Below are 17,794 nucleotides of genomic sequence, written 5' to 3'. Positions count from 1 at the left end.
TATTTCGAGGTTTATTATTTAGTTTGTGACATATACTTTATCTTCTTTTCGGCAACTCTAAGAGTTTTATCCGCCAACGATTCGTCTTTTAGCTCAATTGCAATTTTCTCACTGAGGTATTGAATAAGTAATTCTTCTCGTTCTATGCCCAAAATATCTGCGAGTTTAAAAACCTGTTCCTTATTGATATTTCTTTGCCCTCTTTCAATTTTACTCAGAATTGCTGTATCCATTTCGAGCAAAGCAGCAACTTGCCTTAAGAGAAGCCCTTTCTCCTCTCGTTTAGCACGTAATATTTCTCCAACTGTTTTTTTATAATCCATTTTGTGTATTTGAAATATTCTACTTGACAAATAATGTCAAATATACGTTATTCCTTTAACTATTAATCGCATTGAGCAGGCAATATATTATTAACCAGTTATTGTGGCTCTTCAAGGTAATTATCTGATAAAATTAATAACTGTGTGGCGGTAAATAATGCGGCGTTCTTTTGCTTCTCCTATGTTTGTACAATATAATCTAAGTGAAGAAGGGCGAGAGCAGATTTTGCTTTAAATAGCCTTATGGTATATTCAAGAAAAGAGACTGCCTCCCCTTCTTTAACCTTTTAGAATCTGAACAGAATGTAAGGAATTTGCTCAGTATAATGAGTCTTATAGCCAGTATATCCAGTCAGGAGAAAAGATGAAGAAAGGTTATCACTTACCTAAACCAGATAAGATGAAGGTATTATTAAAGCAGACAGTAGGAATTGATGTTGCACAAAATGAATTAGTTGTATCGCTTGGTAAAATGGATGAGCAGATCAACATAGAAGTTTATGACTACAAAGTATTTCCCAATACTAAAAAAGGATTTTCAAGCCTTGTATCATGGGTAAATAAGCAGACTTCAAATACAACAGAGGTACGGTACGTAATGGAAGCAACAGGAGTGTACCATGAATCCTTGGCATATTATTTATGTAGTATTCAAAAACAAGTCAGTATCATTTTACCAAACAAAATCAGTAATTATGCGAAAACACTTGATATAAAAACCATAACTGATAAGAGTGCTTCACAAGCCATTGCGAGATTTGGTTTGGAAAGGAAGTTGGAAGTTTGGCTACCTCCTTTAAAAATATTTAATGATCTGAGACAGCTTTGTCGGGAACGTGAGCAGTTGGTACATGAGAGAACAATGTTAAAAAATCAACTACATGCAGAACGTACTTCTGCAACATCAAGTGAAAACTCAGTGCAACGAACTAAAAAAAGAATTGCTCTTATTGATTTACAGGAAAAAGAGATAAGGGAGGAAATTGCTATACTTATCAAAGGAGATCAAACTCTAGTGGAAAAGATCAAAATGGTATCTTCTATTCCCGGAATTGGAAATCTAACTGCTGTAACGATTATAGCAGAAACCAACGGATTTGAGTTAATAAAGAATAAAAGACAGTTGGTCAGTTATGCAGGATTAGATGTAAGAGAAAAGACATCTGGAACCTCAGTGAAATCCAAACCTCGAATCTCCAAGCGGGGTAATAGGAATATAAGAAAGGTAATGCACTTTCCAGCATTAGCTGAAATTAGGACTGATGAAAGGTTCAGAGATATTTTCTTAAGAATAGTTTCAAGGCATGGTATCAAAATGAAGGCTATAGTTGCCATCCAAAGAAAACTGCTAGAATTGACTTTTATATTATGGAAAAACAATTCTTATTATAATTCAGAACACCAGTATCAAATCATTCCTTTTCAGGAAGTAGCGATGTAAATAAGGAGAAGCTTAATTCTCTATCGATAATTTGTTTAAGAGGTTGGCTTTAGCTTATAACCCCCTAACCTTTTTGGATTTATTTAAATCTAATATTTAAACTTAGTTTAGAATTAAAAGGCTGAAATGCATAAAAAAAACATCGAAAACCATAGAAAAAATCTTATAGCTTTCGATGTAAACTTATTTATACCAATGTTACTTATTAGTCATTACTTTGTAGGTAGGATCTTCGATAATATTCACATCAATAACTGTTTCAGCATTTTTAAGTAATTGCCTACAATCTTGACTTAAATGACGTAAATGTAGTCTTTTACCTTCCTTGTGATACTTCTCTGTAATTTTATTTAGGGCTTCAATGGCAGACATATCTACTACTTTACTTTCTTTAAAATCAATTACTACCTCGTTCGGATCGCTTACAACATCAAATTTTTCTATAAATGCAGTAGTAGAACCAAAGAAGAGCGGACCAAAAATTTCGTAATGTTTTACACCATCTTCATCTACATATTTTCTTGCACGGATACGTTTGGCACTTTCCCAGGCAAACACCAGGGCTGAGATAACCACACCTATTAAAACCGCCAAAGCTAAGTTGTGTAATAATACGGTGATAACTGCTACAAGCATACCAATAAAAATGTCGTGTCGAGGCATTTTATTGATAATACGGAAACTTACCCATTCAAAGGTTCCTATAGCTACCATCATCATTACACCGACTAAGGCAGCCATAGGTATTTGTTCGATTACAGGGCCTGCCACTAAAATGATCAATAAGATCGCAAGCGCTCCCACTATTGCAGAAAGTCGGGCTCTTCCTCCAGCTCCGATATTAACCAATGTTTGAGCAACCATTGCACATCCACCCATTCCTCCAAAGAAGCCATTTGTGATATTGGCTATGCCCTGTGCGGCAGCCTCACGGTTGGATTGTCCTTTTGTACCGGTTATTTCATCAACCATATTCAGTGTTAATAAGCTTTCAATCAGTCCAACACCTGCCATTACTAAGGCATACGGGAAAATAATTTTCAGGGTTTCCAGATTAAATGGAATTCCCGGAATATGAAATGATGGTAGTGAACCACCTACAGAAGCTATATCAATTACTTTTTTAGTATCGATGCCGAAAAAGTATACGATAGCGAATACAACTATTATCGCAACTAAGGACGCAGGAACAGCCTTGGTAAACTTAGGTAATATAAATACAATTGCTATGGTTAACAATGTCAATCCTACCATTAAATAGAGTGCAGAACCCTGCATCCAACCTTCAATCCCGTTTTCTACGACTTTAAATTGAGCTACCTGTGCCATGAAAATGATTACTGCAAGACCGTTCAAAAAACCATACATTACCGGTTGTGGGATTAAACGCACAAATTTACCAAGTTTGAAAACTCCTACTAAAAATTGCATTATACCTGCCATTATAACAGCGGCAAAAAGATATTCCACCCCATGTGATGCTGCCAGTGCAATAAGCACGACAACAGTCGCTCCGGCACCTCCGGAAACCATTCCGGGTCTGCCTCCTAGGATTGCGGTTACAATACCCATTAAAAAAGCTGCATATAGACCTGTTAATGGTGAGAGACCAGCTAAAATAGCAAACGATAAAGACTCTGGGATCATGGTCATAGCTACTGCCAGACCTGCAAGAATTTCATTCTTGTAATTAATTTTCTGTCTGAAATCAAACAGATTAATAACTTTCTGCATAAAAGATTATGTTTAATATGAAAAATGTAAATAAAAAAGAGGGTGTACCAAAGTAAAACCTTTGGGTACCATAAAAAAGCCAATAAATTAAAATTGGAAAAAACAACAGTTTAGCCTACGCTCAGGGCGGAGTAACTTGGGATGATATTTGTACTGTTCTTTTCATTGAGTGGTGCAAAAGTACAATTTATAATTATTTTATACAATTTAATACAAAATAAATCTAAAAATATTTGTTTTATAACACAGAATCTTTTCTTTGGTCGCCAATGTGGCAAGAAAAGAAGTTCCCTAAAACAACAAAAGGGATAATGAACATCCCTCAAATAATGTCGCAACCTGTTTGGTAAAATGTGCCGGAATGAATGGTGGGTAGGCATCCCATTTTGCCAAAGAGGTTGCTCCGATTTATGCAAAAAGACTGTCCCGACCATCGGGAGGGAGTGTCTTTTTGCCGCCCGATTTTCCAATCAGGCGACTTTTATAGGATGGGTTCGGAAATCTTTCAGGTTGTGAAAAAATCCCCTGTATGGTGTCAAACCATTTTTAAACATACCCCATAACAGTGAACAACCCATCTGAACCAATGAGGAATTGATATACAAGTCCTGCTTTTCCAACGCTTCGGCAAGGGAACAGCTCGGTGTATCGTCTTCCAGTTCGGATTGTTTAAGCAGTTCGCCAAATTCATCCGTAACCATTGGCAGGCTTGCCACCGTTTCATATTTCTCTGAATTGGGTTGGCGAATTTTTCCTATGGTAGATAGTAAAACTTGTCCTGTATGTTGACTGTTGCCGAAGTCCAACCAATAACGTGGGCGTTGGAATAGGGTCTTCCACTGCTCAATTCACTTAATATTTCCGCAATTTCAAATCTTGCTTTTACGCTATCCACACAGGAAATATAAATACTTCCTCCTGCATTTTCGGGGAAACTGTCGCTATTGTCTTTTTCAAATTTCCTTGCTTCCGCTTTCCAGTTCGTACCTGAGAAGCGATTTATACGGTTAATGATAGCAACAGATTTGTACAAACCGACCTCACTTTCTGCAAAACGCTGTCTTCCTAAATTGGCTTGGGTAATTACATCATCATCCCAAAGACGAATAAACAACCCTGCGTGTCCTAACTCGTTTAGGCTGTGGTTCATCTCAAGCAAGGCAGTCATTACTTTTGAGCCTGTACCACCTGCACCGATTACGTTTACCGTTATGGGATTGGTAGGATTTATCAAATCGCTGTCCGTAAAATGGACTTTTAAAATTTCTTTGCTCATTACAATATCGTTTTTATGGTCTTGTTTGTCTTTTTCAATATATCTTTAGGAAAGGCTTTGTCTGTGCCGATGAGGTCTTTCCAAAGGCTTACACAATTTCCTTTTATGGGGTTGTGTTCGTTTACCAAGTGACTGAAATAGCTGTTAAAAAAGTAGCTTTCCCACGCTTGCATAAATTCTTCAACCGAAGCAGAATTTTTGATATTGATATCTACAGTTCCCATACATACGTGTCCGTCCTCGTAAATATTGAAAAATGGTGCGTGAAATAATACGGTATTCTCGGTAGGTCTTCGGTCTTTTTCTAGGGCGAAAACAATAAGGCTCTGTTTGCTTGCATACCAAAGCATTGCAGGTACTTTCGCCGTACCGTTTGGTATTTCAAGACTTTCAGTAAAGAACATTTTGACTTTTCGTGCTTTGGTGTACCAAAGTACCGTACCGTTTTCACTCGGATTAATGTGCAGGACGTTGGTAGGCAGAATGCCGTTAGATTTTAAAAATGCCTTGCTCTTTTCCTTTTCCGTATTGAGTGCTTTTGCCAATTCTTTAGCTTCTCTCTCGGTCAAAGGATGGGCGTTGATTGGATTACCGTTCCTATCCATATCAAAATGCTCTACATAGGTGGTTCTATTACTTCCTTTGGTTTGGTAAAAAACCAAAAGCCGATAAAGGGTGGTAAAGCGTTCCAAAGTTTTGTGTTATATCTTTCATTTTAGAGTATCTAAAAGTTATTCAGTATGTATATCAATTCCTCAATTAAGGCAAAAACACGGTTTTCAAATTCAAGGGTATTTGCAGTAATATCACTACCATCAAACCTTTTCACAATGGTGGGTTCTTCCATTTGTCCGTATTCTTGCAACTCGGTGTTCACGCTCTCAAAAAGTGTTTGAAACAAAATACCTTTTGCATCGGCACAGAACGAAACGTACTTTTCCACACCTATACTATTTTCCATATCTTCTTCGCTTGCTTCTCCGCTTGGCAGGGCATTACGGTTTATGGTAGCATTCGGGTATTGTTCATACAAGGCAAAGGCTTCACTTGCCAGTTTGTAGCAATCTTGGTCAAAGCTGTCTTTGATTTTAAAGGAGTTTAAACGGACTGCAAATCGGCTCAAATTGTGCTTGTTGTAAATTTTCTGCTCCATACGTTCGCCTATCTGTTCTGATTGCCTAATCTCGCTTAAATACGTTGTCGTGTCCTCATTCTCGTCATCGCTTACAATCCACTCTGTTACCATTTCATACATCCAATACAGATAACTGTTTTCCTGTCGATAGTAAGGAACATCTGCAATGTGGTATAGGTACGCACACACGGATTGCAATAGCTGTACGGCTTGCTTGCGATTGGGATGCTTAGATAGTCGGTACAATGGCACTACGGGAATGTAATACAGGTTGCACCTGTACTGTACCGTTCTTCACTTACGAAATACGTTTTCTTACTATCCTGTATCAAACGGAGTTCTTCCCAATCACGAAACTTCTTTCTTAACTGTTCCTCTGTGGAATCCAAAGCTAAAGCGATATTGTAGGGATAGCCGTACTGCCTGGACTGCATAGGTTGTATACCGTAATGCCCTGCCAATTTGGAAAGGGACTGATAAAAATCCCTTTCCGTCTTTTCCGATTTTCCACAAGCCTGTACGGTTTGTGCTTCTTGCAGTTTAGGCAGAAATGAGCATTTTAGAAAACCATTGGTAGTACCGTTATCGGTACCGATTTCATTTTGTCTTTTCTTATTTCGTCTGCGTTCTTTGGTCTTTGCATCCAATCTGCGAACTCGCCCAACTGTTTGTGCAAAGTCTTCTGTTTCGGTTGCTGTAGGGTTTTGATGATGCCCGATATGATATTGCGTTGCATAATTCATTTTTTTTGATTTTTGATTTAACCTTTCGTTCCCATTACACTCTCAAATCGGTACTGTATTGTATCGTCACGGATAACAGGGGCAGATACTTTGGCAGTGGTCAGTATCGGATAAGAATTTGCATAGAAATTCATTACGGCTTCCACGCTCCAACGTGGTTCGGGGTCAGTCAATGGAATATCCTGTCCTTTATCTTTGAGTATGAAAATTCTCGGTAATACTGTTGCTAATAACATAATGTTCGTTTTTAATTGTTAATATTCTACTTCTTCGTTTGTTGTATTTATTGGGCAATAGGTAGCAACCTCCTCCGTTTTTGGCGGTTCGGGTTGCTCCTCCGTTACTCCACCAAAAAGGCTCGGTGTCCCGAACTTGTCGGACAATGACGTTTTGCGTTTGCGTATCTCGTCCGCTTTTTCGGGAAACTCCGTAATGTCGGGTACTTTCATCCACGCTTCACGGAACTTGCCCTCTTTCTCCAACTCGTCCACCTTTGCCATACCGTCTTTGTACTTCTTGTCTTTGGTTTCTTTTTCCTTTTTGGCTTTCTCGGTTTTCTGCTTCTCCATTTCGGATTGCAGTTTGACGGTTTCCATTTGCTTCATAAAGGCTTCCATATCCACCATTAAACCCGATATGGCTTTAATTGTGCGTTTATCTGCTCAAAAAATCCCTCGTCAAACTCCTGCGAAGTGGCGTTAAAAATCAATGGGGGAATGAGGTTTTTCGCACTATCTCCGCATTGCTCATTGTTGAGCAATACTGTTACGATTAGTTTGTTTTCTATCCCCTTAGAAATGTTCAGTTGCAATATTCCTGTAAAATCCAACTGCTGTACTTGATTGAAAAAATTTGTGTTCATTGCTGTGAGTTTTAATGTGTTGTTACTTGTTCTTTGATGGCTGTAAGTTTCTCGTACATATCCGCCCAATAGGCTTTTTGCCTCTTGTCGAACTCGGAAAAACGCTCGTCCTCGTGGCGGTATTCTTTGTACCGCCCTGCTATTTTTATGGCTTCCTTTAAATCCGTTACTTCGATTTGGCAAACCGTTTTAAATCTGTTACGTACATCATTAATCGTCTTTTAGGATTACCATCGTGTTATGATTAAAGGCATAGTCAAACGCACCGTTTGATACCCTATGCCTTCTTCGCAGTTCCACGCCCTCATCATCCCAACCAAAATCGGGAAGACCGTTTACCCTTGCCACAAGCTGTGCATTGGTCAAGTGCTTAAATCGCTCCCTGCAAAACTTTTCAAGGTCTGTTTCTTTGGTAATTCTATCTGTTGTTTCCATCTTTGATTGCTTTAAGTGTTAATGACTGATTTCTGCTATTTGGTCAATCCTGCCATAGATTATACTCCGTAGGCTCGTTTTGTCGGGTGCGCTGTATTCCTGCCAACTGTCGTACTGCTTCACTACATAGGTTTTTAGAATATCATCAAACCCAAACCGATAACCCATTAGGGGAACTGCCCCGTTAAAAAAGGCGTTTCGGTTTACCGCTTCCGCAATCCAATTTTTCTCGGCTCGGCTTAGCTTCTCGCCCTTGTTCAGTTTTTCCCTTAGCTGATAGACCTTTGAGGTTTTCAGCGTTTCCAATTCGGGTACTTCGTGGCTGACAAATTTTATCGCTATGGCGTTCGTTTCCATTGTAACTGCTTTTGAATGTTATGCGTTAATCTTCGGTGGCATAAACCCCATTTACATAGTAGCCGTGTAATTTTTCCCAAAGGCGTACTAAACCGTTCGTGTCTATATAGAAATGCTCTGTACGATTGCAGTAAATGATAAATACGCTTTCGCCTTTGTGCTTCTTTTCAAGGCTCTTGGCTCTCGCCAAATTTTTGGCTTCCTCTATTGTTATCGCTTTCATAAAACTTATTTTTAACAGGCTACAACCGATTGTGGCGGTAGCCTGTGATTATCTAATTGAGGTTTAGGATTTCCGCACCGTCTGTCGCAAAGGCTGTACATAGGTCAAATGCTTTTTGTCCTTTCATTTGAGCCGTTCCACCCAATACAATACTCTGTAACTTGGCTTCGTCATCCCTGTAATTGCGTACATTTTTGGAAGTAGCCTGTAACAGCATTGTATGCTCCGAACAATGTGCCTTTTGTAGTGTCCATTTGTTGCGTATCACTCGTCATTGCATAGGCAAACGCATCGTTCACGGCATTTTTAAACATTGTTGATATTTCGTCTTCAGCACCTTTTTTGATGAGCTCAAGGGTTTCTTTGTTCGGGCATAGTGCCAATTGGATTAGCTTTCTGACCTCTTGGTCTGTTGCCCTTATCGTTGTCCAGTCATTGAAAATACCCTGTAGCTGGTCACTCAATGTGTTGGCTAACCCCATTATCCTATGTGCATTCTCGATACGCTGTTTTTGCTCCCGATGTGTGCTTGATACGGACTACATTGGTCATATTCCCGCAATGAAGCGTTAAGGGTGTTTTGGCAAACGATACGGATAGGCGTAAACGCTGCGGTAATACTTCCGCTTCCGTCGTGGCTTGTGGTAAGGAAGATGTATTTTTCCGTAACATCATCGCCATTGCCTACACGGATATAGTCGGGCAATTTGGCTGTGATAAAAATGCGTTCGCCTTTGCCCAATGCCCCTGCGGTTTCGTACAGAATACCCTCGCCACCTCCTACGATAGCATCAAAGAAACTGAACGCTTCACGGTTTTGTACGATGTGGTAATCTTTACCCACTACGCCCAATACGGCATTGTTATCGGTGCGTATGTTGGCGAAACAGTTAGGTACTTCCAGTTCGTTACTGCCTATCTCGATACCGTCTGCGGTTTCGGTAATGCCCGAACCTTTGGTAAACAGAGGGGATTTGACTACCTCGTAATCTAACCCTGCGTGTCGGATAGCTTCCTCGCTTGTGGGGTACTGCTCTACGATTTGCCCCAGACCGTGCCACGCTTTTTGCTGAACGCTAAAGAATGAATAACGTCCTGTTTTCTCGTTGTAATTGATGTTATGTGCCATAATGCTAAAATTTTGATGTTGAAAAACGATTGAATATTCGTTGTTAAAATGGGAGGTCGTCCTCGGTTGATATTCCTGCAATGCTGTTGTTTTCTGCTTTTGCAGTAACCTGTACGGTTTCGGCTCTATTGCTACCTCCGTGCAATTTGATTTGTGAGGTATGGAAATTAAGTCCTGCTCTTGGTTCTCCGTCTTTGTTTACCCACGCTCTCGGACTTACACGCCCTGTGAGTTCTACCAAAGTGCCTTTTGTCAGTAGCCTTGCCACGTTTGGAGTTATCCAGTAGGCACAATCGAAGTAGGTGGTTTGCTCTACTCGTTCGCCCTGGTTTGTTACGGTAGCTGTCGTTTACCGCTACTGAAAAGTTTACCACCTGTTTTTCGTTCGACAATGTGCGTACTTCCGCATTTCTTGTCAGTCTGCCTGTGATGTTCATTTTCGCTGATTTTTTAGTGATTGATATTTGATTTAATTTTTCTGATTTATTCGGTAATGAGAGGAGGTGCTGTTTCGTTTCATTACCATTTTTAATGCTTATAATTTTCATAACTGACATTTTTTTTATTCGTCCAAAGAGCCGGAGTATGCTATGTTTCGTTTCACGAGCATAAAAGGTTCGTGTTTAGCCGACACAAGGTTTTGAAAAATAAATACTACCCAGCGGGTGGAGATTTTTTTTCAAACTTGCTTGACCTTTTGGCGGTGTTAAGAACACGGAAATACCTTTGCTCTTGAAATGGGACAATAGTGCATACAGGCTTCTTTGAATAAAAGAAATGTGGAAGCCGAGAAAATTGCATTAGAAAATGGTCTGTTTTGAATTGAAATAATACTTCCAATTCGTCGGATTGATAAATGTTTTCTTAAGGTGTGGTTCTCAAAACCACAGAACAGGGATTTTAAAAATATCTGAAAATGGGAATAGCGGAGAGGTTTTTTTTAAAAATTTCTGTTTCAGAAATAGCCGGAAAGCTCTTTTACTGCGAGGATATTGCTATGGGAGGTAAATGTGCTTTGGCTGCAAAAAGTACCGGCAAAAAAAAAGCAGGATCGTCAAATCCTGCTTGATATCATTTATTTTTTAATATTTTAATCCCTAACTCCCATCAACACCATCCATTAGTTTCCGGATATCTTCATACCGATAATACATCAATCCACCGATTTTCGTGAACGGTAACGTTCCGTTTAGCCGAAGGTTTTGGAGTGTCCCCGCTGAAATCCCCAATAATTCTCGGATCTCGTAACTCTTGAGCCATTCCCGAGGCTCCTTTTCGGCTTTTCTCGGATGTGGTCTATTTCTCCTGATTTCTTCAAGAAGTTCCTTTTTAAAGCTATCTAAGTCTTCTTTAGTGATAAGTTCTACTTTCATTTGCGCTGCTTTTTAATGTTTCTAAATTCTCTCCTCTAGAACAGAATTGATTTATGGTCTTTTCTGTCTTTACGGATACAAATGAACCAAAAGTATCTACAAATTTGATCAACATGGCAGTCAGTGGTTTGCATTTGGCGTCCAAAGGCACACATATAGTATTGCATCCATTAAAATTACAACCTTACCTCGTTTCATTTCAATAATGATCTAGAAGTATCTAATCCTGGGAAGCCATTCTAACCTCTAACTTGTGCATATCCTCACTTAGCTTATGTTCCAACACCTTAGCATAAATTTGGGTGGTACGTATAGATGTATGGCCAAGCATTTTACTCACCGATTCAATTGGCACCCCATTGCTTAATGTCACCGTTGTAGCAAAAGTATGCCTTGCGAGATGGAACGTTAAATTTTTATTGATGCCGCAAATTTCTGCGATCTCTTTTAAATAACCGTTCATTCGCTGGTTGGATATGACAGGGAAGATCGTTCCATTCGCCTCAGCTACCGGATGCCCTCTGTACTTCTTAAGAAGATCTGAAGCCTCGGGCAGCAAAGGAACTCGAACCGTTGTATCGGTCTTTTGTCTTTTTGTCGTCAACCAATCTTTTCCGTCGATTCCTTTTGAAATATTTTCGGGGGTCAGGTTAAAAATGTCGATGTAAGCAAGACCTGTATAGCAACTAAAAATGAACATGTCCGACACGGATTGCAGACGCTCTATTGAAAAGGATTTATTAAGCAAAACAGTTAGCTCCTCTTTTGACAAATGGCCTCTTTCTACCTTTTTCAAACCGAAGTTTGTATTTGGCAAATGGATCCCTAACCAGCCAATCCATCGTAACAGCCAAATTGACCATCTTCCGCAAACGTTCCATATGTTTTCATCACCCCATTATTATTTATGGGCTTATGATGATCTTTAGGTTTGTAGTCATTAAGGAAGTTTTCAAAATCCAAAATGAACCGATAGTTCAGTTCATCCAACGGTATGTCTTTTTTTCCATATTTTTGTTTTATAAATTTTTGAATATAGGTTTCGGTGGTATAATAATTTTTCATGGTAACCGGGGGCAAGTTTACTTACTGCCACTTGTTTATGGTATTCCACTAGCTTTAGAAGAGTCATTGTTTCCTCTATGTCCTCGCCTAGGTAGACAGATTTAACCGCTTCAATGGTAACGGTTTTATTTTGCTGCACCAACTGGTGATAACAATCGAAAATAAGGGAGCGTACCTGCTCCATGTGGCTGTTCAGCTTTACGATTTCTTGGCGTTTTCCTTTTGCTCTTCCTTTTACTTCGTCCCAATTGTTGATCGATACTTTGCTTTTTAGGGAAATTTCAGTTCTACGGCCGTTTACTGTAATCCTTGCATAAACAGTGGCCATTTCGTCTTTCTTGTTCTTGGGCAACCGTAACAGGAATTGAATCCCAAAAGTGTTTTTACTCTTCATATCCATTTATTTTATGTTCAACTGATACACTTTAGTGCAGTTCTCTCAATCCAACTATTGGATATGATGCAGTAAAGAAGTCAAACAATAATAAATAGCATCAAAATAAATGTTGTAAATAAATGATTTACAATTATTTATAAGCTATCCGGTGAGTAAATATAAAACTTAAAAAGACTCACCGTTTAACTCACATTTAGATTGATATTTATTGGGGTTTCCTGATATAATATAAAACAAAAAACCCTCAAATTCATAGAATTTGAGGGTTTTTGACCTTACTTAGTGTAAGTGTTGTCGGGGTGGCAGGATTCGAACTGTTAATTTGCATTAATTTTATTTTTCATACTTTAACCTGATTATTAAGCTTTTATAAATTATATTACCTATCTTTATCCAACCTTATCAAGGTAAAATATGGTATTATTAAGCATTTCTGTCCGAAATATGTCCGAAAAAACATGAAAGTAAATTTTTATTTAGACAAGCCCTATAACCCAGAAATTGTACCTGAGAAGGTCAAACGGGAACTATCCAAAGTAGGAGGAAAAAAGAAAAACCTTCCAGAGAAATTCTGGAACCCATCGCCCACTGCGCTGTACCTTTTCTTTTCACCTGATTAAATCATGCAGGATCAAATACAGGACAAACTACAAGATCTTTCCCAAAAGTTGGGATTTTGAGAAGGAAAGACTGAAACCAAGTGCAAGCGGAGCGCTGGAACTCAACGTCGAACTGAACAACCTGGCCAATCTCTGCATACGGGATGCGATGACCAAGAAAGACAAAAATCAGTTTTTATCCAAGGAAGATTATAAACAGGTCATACAGGGCTGTATCGACAGGGACAATGCAGTAAGCAGAGAAATATCCATTTCCCACCTGAAAACACAATTCCTGTCCTATAAATCCAATTTTGTCAAAGAAGGCACCTTAAAGGAATACAGGACCGTATTTAAAGGACTGGAAGACTTTGAAAAACAGAAAGGCTCAAATCTTGTGCTCAGGGAAATGGACAGCAAATTTCTCGATCAGTTCGAAGTATTCCTAAGCCGAAAGAAGAACACCAACGATGATGATAAGACCGGTTTACTGAACGACACCATACACAAGTACATTTCAACCTTAAAGGTGTTCTTGAAGTGGTGCAATGACAATGATCACCTGGTGCATCCCGATGTTTTCAAGACCCAGAAAACAAACTTTAAGAAGAAAGCCTACAATGAGGTCATTGCCCTGTCCGAAGCCGAGATAGAGAAACTGATGAACCATGACCTTTCGGCCAAACCCAGCCTGGAAAGGTGCGTGACCTATTCTGTCTGTTGTGCTACACGGGGCAGCGGTTCGAGGACCTGATCAACTTTGATCGCAAGGACATAAAAAACAATGCTTGGGACTTTATTTCGATAAAGGTCAAGAAAAGGGTGATCGTACCGTTCGAGGGTTACATATCCCCGGCAAGGGATATCTTGGAGCGTATCGGCTACAATGTACCCAAGATATCTAACCAGAAATTCAATGAATATATAAAAACGGTCGGAAAACTTGCAGGACTGGACGAAACGATCAAGATCACCAGATATTCGGGAAAACAAAAACTGGTGATAGAAAAAAAGAAACATGATTTTCTTTCCAGTCATGTCGGAAGGAGATCAATGGTAACGAACCTATTGAGCAGGAACATTCCTATTACCCTTGTGCAGAAACTAACGGCACATTCCGATATAAGGACTTTAATGAAATACGAATCTGCAAGCACGGATTCATTAATCGATGCACTGAATAGATTTTAAGATCATGGAAGAAAATTTCTTTAAGTTGAGAAAAAACCTGGAGACTTCGAAAAAACAAATTTGATCTAGGTGGATTTCTGAAAAATGACCCTTACCCATATCCCAGGCTATCTGGTAATGTGCATTTTCAGTCTGAAAGAAAATGAGTACCTGCCCTTTTACCGTTACCACCTACGGTATTACTTTGAAAACAATCCCCTTGGCAATGAGCAAACATTCCTAACAAGGGTGATTCAGTACGTAGACAAGGACATCCGATCAAGGGAAACTACGCACTATTACCAAAGATTAACCAAGACCAGGATACATAAACTGACCAAATCAGGGAAGCGCTGAAACAGGTGGACAAATGGGAAGTGACCCTAACCAATGAGGACCGGATCAAAAAATCTGTTTCTTACGTGCAGGAAAATCATGGATTGGCAAAACATTAACGACACAAGGAACGTACTTTCCAAACTACTTTTTGATGAAGTTGGTTCGGAAAGGTTTTTCATTGAATACAAGAACATCATCGAAGACAGGGATCGCTTAAAGGATGAATTGGAGGGCCAAGGTTTCTGAACTGCACGAAATAAAAAAAGAAGCTTAGGGCCATATCGCCCAGATCAAAGATACAGATAGTCAGTGGAGACCATAAGCCATTACTGGACCTTTTCCTCCAGTTAAAGGACCTAAAGAATCCGACAACGGAAAGAGGCTATCTCTTTGCTCCCCCCTGATGTCTGGGGCATCATTGCTTGCCAATTACTTCGAATATGGTGAGAAAAATATACCAACCGACAAAAAAGAGCGAAATATCAACTGGAATTCTGTCCGAGATTATTTTTTGGGCTATAGTGGTGCGGAAATGCTGAAACCCCCATAACAGAAAAAAAATACTTCCACATCAAGGAATCAACCCGAGATTATAAAAGAACTAAATAGTTGGGCTAAGGACTGCTTCACAACCCAAGTCCATCCTTTCTGTCATTTACTGCGGCACAGTTTGGGCCATCAATATCTGATGGCGCCTAGTTGCTACCCTTGAGGTTTTTTATTTCATTCATCAGGTCAAGAACAGCTTTGCTGAGCTCTGCAATGGACTGCGTCTTTACGCGATCTTCCTCAATAAATTTTTCGAGCAGGGCAACCAGCTTATCTGACCCATCATTATGGATTGTTGGTTGTGTATGTTGGCTATGACTCTGATCGACTGAATTGTCATTAAATGTATTATTGTTATTTTGAATATTATAAATTACATTTTCATCCTTAAAGGACTTAACAAATTCAGGTGTAACTCTCAATGCCGTTGCAAGTTCTTCCAAAAGGGCTTCATCCAGATCGACCATATTCTCAAAGTCTGAAATCCTTTGTTGAGAATACCTGTTCCGACAGAGTTGGCCGAATGCCTCCTGTTTGATCCCCTGGATCTCACGGATACGCTTGATGTTGTGGCCGATATGCATGGTTTGTTTTTTATCCTTAAAATTAGTATTCATAATCATCAAAATAATGGATCGGTGCTTTACCGGTAAATCGGTAAGAAACCACTCACGATATTGAAAAGTAAACATTTAACTTAGGTCTAAAGTTACGGATTATTGTAACCATCAGCAATAGCTGTGTTTTCTTTGACGTATTGGCAAGTATGGACTTCCATTTTTCCCCATTGGTTCAATCGACATATCGAGGCTTCTTGTGACGCCGTAGGGTGAGAACAATGGTTACTCACCAAATTCTTTTATCGAATTAACAACTTTCAGGCCGAATCCCTCTTGAGGAATGCCATCAACTGGTAACGATCACACCTGTAAAGGGCATGGCCCTTTATGGAGTGAAGGATATTGGAAAATCTATTGTTAGAAATGATATAAAAGAAATAAAGCAAATGGGAACTTTTTTATTTTCAAACTCATTCGCTGGCTTCGCTGGGAGGGACAACACATCCCATTTAATAAAATATTGTGGGCCATTTCAGCTGCATTGATGAGAGCATCTCACATCAAATGCTTATTAGAAATGCAACATTCTTAATGGTACCACATTTTTTTCGAGTCCCTAACCAACGACATTGACATTCCATCATTAGCTCGATGCAATGTGACAGACTATTAATTCCAAGTCCCTAAGTGAAATAAAAAAACTATAAATCTCTCAAGATATAAAAATGAGGCTGCTTGTTACGCCGTTGGGTGAGGACAAAGGTCACTTACTAAATCCTATTTATTTGGTTCAGTCGGTAGTTCAATGCATTAGTATATGTAAACCTTGAACCTCAGCCTAGAAATTATCAGCGGATCTAAATCCAATAATTCGGACATACACAATCCCCGGTGTATAGGTTTGTCATCTACAGAGCTTTCGGTAGCATGTGTACATTTTGACAGAAATCCTTTTTTGCCTTCCAAATATGTTGGACTACAGAAATTTTCTGATAGATACACAATTAGTTTCTCACGCTCACCACAGCACTGCAAGAACAATATCACTGGAAGGAACCATACAGCACCGATACCTTAATTTTTTAGCATTGATATTAACCTATCACAGCATCCCGGTCCCCAAGAAATCCGATAGTGCCTGCCGGGATCCGTATAGGGAGCATACCAAAACTTTGACCATGAAAAAAACATTACAAGAGCAACAAACACAGAGGTATACGAACCTATTACGGCAAGGGTACAAAAGATGGTTGGACTTTCTATCCCAGGTAAGCGGCGATACCGCAAAGCAACTTTCCTAGGGGAACGGAAAGATATTAACGGATAGGGAATACTCATAAACAGTGCCGACACCTCGATCAGTCGTTCTAAGCAGCTCGAATTTGCTATCCCGGCGTCTAAAATCTCTTCGCTGAGTTCCGGAGAATTTGTGCGGATGGTTGCTGACAATCCAAATAATAGGATCAAGCTCAAAGCTTCCCATTGTTCCATTATTAATGATCATCTTAAATTGGAAAAAGAAATTAAAGGATATACAAAGATTCCAATGGTCCCTCTAGTCAGCCCTGAACAGGTGGCCATAAACTTCAATCAGATAAAGAAGGATATTGAGGATTTGGCATTCCATGGGATACGGCACATATCCGATACACCTTCCCTAGCCTATTTATTGGCTAAGAATAATTAATGAACAGACCTAGAAATAATTGACCACAGAATTTTCATTCTAATGCGGTAAGGGAAATCGGATTTTCTGAAATGAGCTTTTAGAAGTATTCAATTGTTGGTTATCCTCGCCTGATTCGTGAACTTTTTTGAACATAATGAAGTTAACCTCATTTCCCTAATGGAGATTTTATCAGGGAATCAATTTTAGATTAAATTGGGTCAAAAAATCGTAAATTTGGTAACACCTCCTTTTACCAAAATATTTTATTCTCAATAGATCGCATAAGGATTTACTGCATAAATCACCTACTGAATTTATTCCATGGTCAGTTAACAGAGTTACTAATTGTGGGTTTAAGGAAAACCGTTCATTAGAAAGTTCTACACCATACAACAGCTCTTCATTTCGTCCGTGG

26 protein-coding genes and 2 pseudogenes are annotated in these 17,794 nt (G+C 39.2%); 6 read left to right on the top strand and 22 right to left on the bottom strand.

Annotated features, from left to right (window positions below; all coding sequences use genetic code 11):
• Window positions 1–14: 14 nt before the first annotated feature.
• Window positions 15–323, bottom strand: a complete 309-nt coding sequence (locus FGL31_RS07120) for a helix-turn-helix domain-containing protein (protein ID WP_002993154.1) — start codon at window positions 321–323, stop codon at window positions 15–17.
• Window positions 324–723: 400 nt separating this feature from the next.
• On the opposite strand from FGL31_RS07120, the gene FGL31_RS07115 reads away from it, so the two are divergent.
• On the top strand, window positions 724–1,764 hold the full coding sequence (locus FGL31_RS07115) for an IS110 family RNA-guided transposase (protein ID WP_138090268.1): 1,041 nt from the start codon (window positions 724–726) through the stop codon (window positions 1,762–1,764).
• 198 nt (window positions 1,765–1,962) lie between these two features.
• Here the strand turns inward: FGL31_RS07115 and FGL31_RS07110 are convergent, their stop codons facing one another.
• The 19 genes and pseudogenes from FGL31_RS07110 to FGL31_RS24775 form a co-directional block, all read right to left on the bottom strand.
• Window positions 1,963–3,498, bottom strand: coding sequence for a SulP family inorganic anion transporter (locus FGL31_RS07110; RefSeq protein WP_027384264.1), 1,536 nt, complete (start codon window positions 3,496–3,498; stop codon window positions 1,963–1,965).
• A 470-nt stretch (window positions 3,499–3,968) separates the two neighbouring features.
• Complete coding sequence (locus FGL31_RS24805) at window positions 3,969–4,214, bottom strand: ubiquitin-activating E1 family protein (RefSeq protein WP_232046355.1); 246 nt, start codon at window positions 4,212–4,214, stop codon at window positions 3,969–3,971.
• 38 nt (window positions 4,215–4,252) lie between these two features.
• The gene (locus FGL31_RS24800) at window positions 4,253–4,774 is read right to left on the bottom strand and encodes a ThiF family adenylyltransferase (RefSeq protein ID WP_232046354.1); all 522 of its coding nucleotides are present in this window, start codon (window positions 4,772–4,774) and stop codon (window positions 4,253–4,255) included.
• Complete coding sequence (locus FGL31_RS07100; RefSeq protein WP_232046353.1) at window positions 4,774–5,466, bottom strand: PRTRC system protein B; 693 nt, start codon at window positions 5,464–5,466, stop codon at window positions 4,774–4,776. The genes FGL31_RS24800 and FGL31_RS07100 overlap by 1 nt, the downstream gene beginning before the upstream one ends.
• 32 nt (window positions 5,467–5,498) lie before the next feature.
• Entirely contained in the window at window positions 5,499–6,161 is a 663-nt protein-coding gene (locus FGL31_RS24795; protein WP_232046352.1) for a hypothetical protein, read from the bottom strand.
• The gene (locus tag FGL31_RS24790) at window positions 6,161–6,652 is read right to left on the bottom strand and encodes a hypothetical protein (RefSeq protein ID WP_232046351.1); all 492 of its coding nucleotides are present in this window, start codon (window positions 6,650–6,652) and stop codon (window positions 6,161–6,163) included. The genes FGL31_RS24795 and FGL31_RS24790 overlap by 1 nt, the downstream gene beginning before the upstream one ends.
• Before the next feature lie 17 nt (window positions 6,653–6,669).
• Entirely contained in the window at window positions 6,670–6,888 is a 219-nt protein-coding gene (locus FGL31_RS07090) for a PRTRC system protein C (protein ID WP_002993150.1), read from the bottom strand.
• 18 nt (window positions 6,889–6,906) lie between these two features.
• A pseudogene (locus tag FGL31_RS07085) lies at window positions 6,907–7,514 on the bottom strand (PRTRC system protein E).
• A 210-nt stretch (window positions 7,515–7,724) separates the two neighbouring features.
• Entirely contained in the window at window positions 7,725–7,949 is a 225-nt protein-coding gene (locus tag FGL31_RS07080; protein ID WP_002993146.1) for a hypothetical protein, read from the bottom strand.
• An 18-nt stretch (window positions 7,950–7,967) separates the two neighbouring features.
• Window positions 7,968–8,306, bottom strand: coding sequence for a hypothetical protein (locus FGL31_RS07075; RefSeq protein ID WP_002993145.1), 339 nt, complete (start codon window positions 8,304–8,306; stop codon window positions 7,968–7,970).
• A 25-nt stretch (window positions 8,307–8,331) separates the two neighbouring features.
• The gene (locus FGL31_RS07070; RefSeq protein WP_002993144.1) at window positions 8,332–8,529 is read right to left on the bottom strand and encodes a hypothetical protein; all 198 of its coding nucleotides are present in this window, start codon (window positions 8,527–8,529) and stop codon (window positions 8,332–8,334) included.
• Window positions 8,530–8,581: 52 nt separating this feature from the next.
• Window positions 8,582–9,658: pseudogene (locus FGL31_RS07065) on the bottom strand (DUF932 domain-containing protein).
• A gap of 43 nt (window positions 9,659–9,701) precedes the next feature.
• Window positions 9,702–9,926 (bottom strand): single-stranded DNA-binding protein, encoded by a 225-nt coding sequence (locus tag FGL31_RS30260; protein ID WP_446677085.1) that lies wholly within the window; start codon window positions 9,924–9,926, stop codon window positions 9,702–9,704.
• A complete protein-coding gene (locus tag FGL31_RS07060; RefSeq protein WP_446677077.1) occupies window positions 9,826–10,095 on the bottom strand; it encodes a single-stranded DNA-binding protein in 270 nt (89 codons plus the stop codon). Before FGL31_RS07060 ends, FGL31_RS30260 begins: the two co-directional genes overlap by 101 nt.
• Before the next feature lie 660 nt (window positions 10,096–10,755).
• Window positions 10,756–11,031, bottom strand: a complete 276-nt coding sequence (locus FGL31_RS07050; RefSeq protein WP_002993139.1) for a helix-turn-helix domain-containing protein — start codon at window positions 11,029–11,031, stop codon at window positions 10,756–10,758.
• A gap of 220 nt (window positions 11,032–11,251) precedes the next feature.
• Window positions 11,252–11,827, bottom strand: coding sequence for a site-specific integrase (locus FGL31_RS24785; protein WP_232046350.1), 576 nt, complete (start codon window positions 11,825–11,827; stop codon window positions 11,252–11,254).
• Entirely contained in the window at window positions 11,772–11,894 is a 123-nt protein-coding gene (locus FGL31_RS30500; protein ID WP_512745608.1) for a hypothetical protein, read from the bottom strand. The genes FGL31_RS24785 and FGL31_RS30500 overlap by 56 nt, the downstream gene beginning before the upstream one ends.
• Window positions 11,857–12,096 carry a phage integrase SAM-like domain-containing protein gene (locus tag FGL31_RS24780; protein ID WP_232046349.1) on the bottom strand — a complete coding sequence of 80 codons (240 nt, stop codon included), beginning with the start codon at window positions 12,094–12,096 and terminating at the stop codon, window positions 11,857–11,859. Before FGL31_RS24780 ends, FGL31_RS30500 begins: the two co-directional genes overlap by 38 nt.
• Complete coding sequence (locus FGL31_RS24775; RefSeq protein ID WP_232046348.1) at window positions 12,014–12,490, bottom strand: Arm DNA-binding domain-containing protein; 477 nt, start codon at window positions 12,488–12,490, stop codon at window positions 12,014–12,016. Before FGL31_RS24775 ends, FGL31_RS24780 begins: the two co-directional genes overlap by 83 nt.
• A gap of 461 nt (window positions 12,491–12,951) precedes the next feature.
• Here FGL31_RS24775 and FGL31_RS24770 point away from each other — a divergent pair, with 461 nt between their 5' ends.
• From FGL31_RS24770 to FGL31_RS22570, 4 genes are all read left to right on the top strand, one after another.
• On the top strand, window positions 12,952–13,113 hold the full coding sequence (locus FGL31_RS24770) for a hypothetical protein (RefSeq protein ID WP_232046347.1): 162 nt from the start codon (window positions 12,952–12,954) through the stop codon (window positions 13,111–13,113).
• A gap of 148 nt (window positions 13,114–13,261) precedes the next feature.
• A complete protein-coding gene (locus FGL31_RS24765) occupies window positions 13,262–13,846 on the top strand; it encodes a phage integrase SAM-like domain-containing protein (RefSeq protein WP_232046346.1) in 585 nt (194 codons plus the stop codon).
• Entirely contained in the window at window positions 13,813–14,283 is a 471-nt protein-coding gene (locus FGL31_RS24760; RefSeq protein WP_232046345.1) for a tyrosine-type recombinase/integrase, read from the top strand. The genes FGL31_RS24765 and FGL31_RS24760 overlap by 34 nt, the downstream gene beginning before the upstream one ends.
• A gap of 414 nt (window positions 14,284–14,697) precedes the next feature.
• Window positions 14,698–14,847, top strand: coding sequence for a hypothetical protein (locus FGL31_RS22570; RefSeq protein ID WP_171017574.1), 150 nt, complete (start codon window positions 14,698–14,700; stop codon window positions 14,845–14,847).
• Window positions 14,848–15,296: 449 nt separating this feature from the next.
• Here the strand turns inward: FGL31_RS22570 and FGL31_RS07035 are convergent, their stop codons facing one another.
• Together FGL31_RS07035 and FGL31_RS22565 are read right to left on the bottom strand one after the other, a co-directional pair.
• Entirely contained in the window at window positions 15,297–15,767 is a 471-nt protein-coding gene (locus FGL31_RS07035; RefSeq protein ID WP_171017573.1) for a helix-turn-helix domain-containing protein, read from the bottom strand.
• A gap of 92 nt (window positions 15,768–15,859) precedes the next feature.
• Window positions 15,860–16,000: a hypothetical protein gene (locus FGL31_RS22565; protein WP_171017572.1), complete on the bottom strand. Its 141-nt coding sequence runs from the start codon at window positions 15,998–16,000 to the stop codon at window positions 15,860–15,862.
• Between the two features lie 1,220 nt (window positions 16,001–17,220).
• On the opposite strand from FGL31_RS22565, the gene FGL31_RS22560 reads away from it, so the two are divergent.
• Window positions 17,221–17,397 (top strand): hypothetical protein, encoded by a 177-nt coding sequence (locus FGL31_RS22560; protein ID WP_171017571.1) that lies wholly within the window; start codon window positions 17,221–17,223, stop codon window positions 17,395–17,397.
• Window positions 17,398–17,794: the final 397 nt, after the last annotated feature.

The sequence above is a fragment of the Sphingobacterium daejeonense genome (genome assembly GCF_901472535.1).
Taxonomy (GTDB): Bacteria; Bacteroidota; Bacteroidia; order Sphingobacteriales; family Sphingobacteriaceae; genus Sphingobacterium; species Sphingobacterium daejeonense.
Note: the sequence above shows the minus strand (reverse complement) of the source record. Positions and strands in the feature narration are given on the sequence as shown.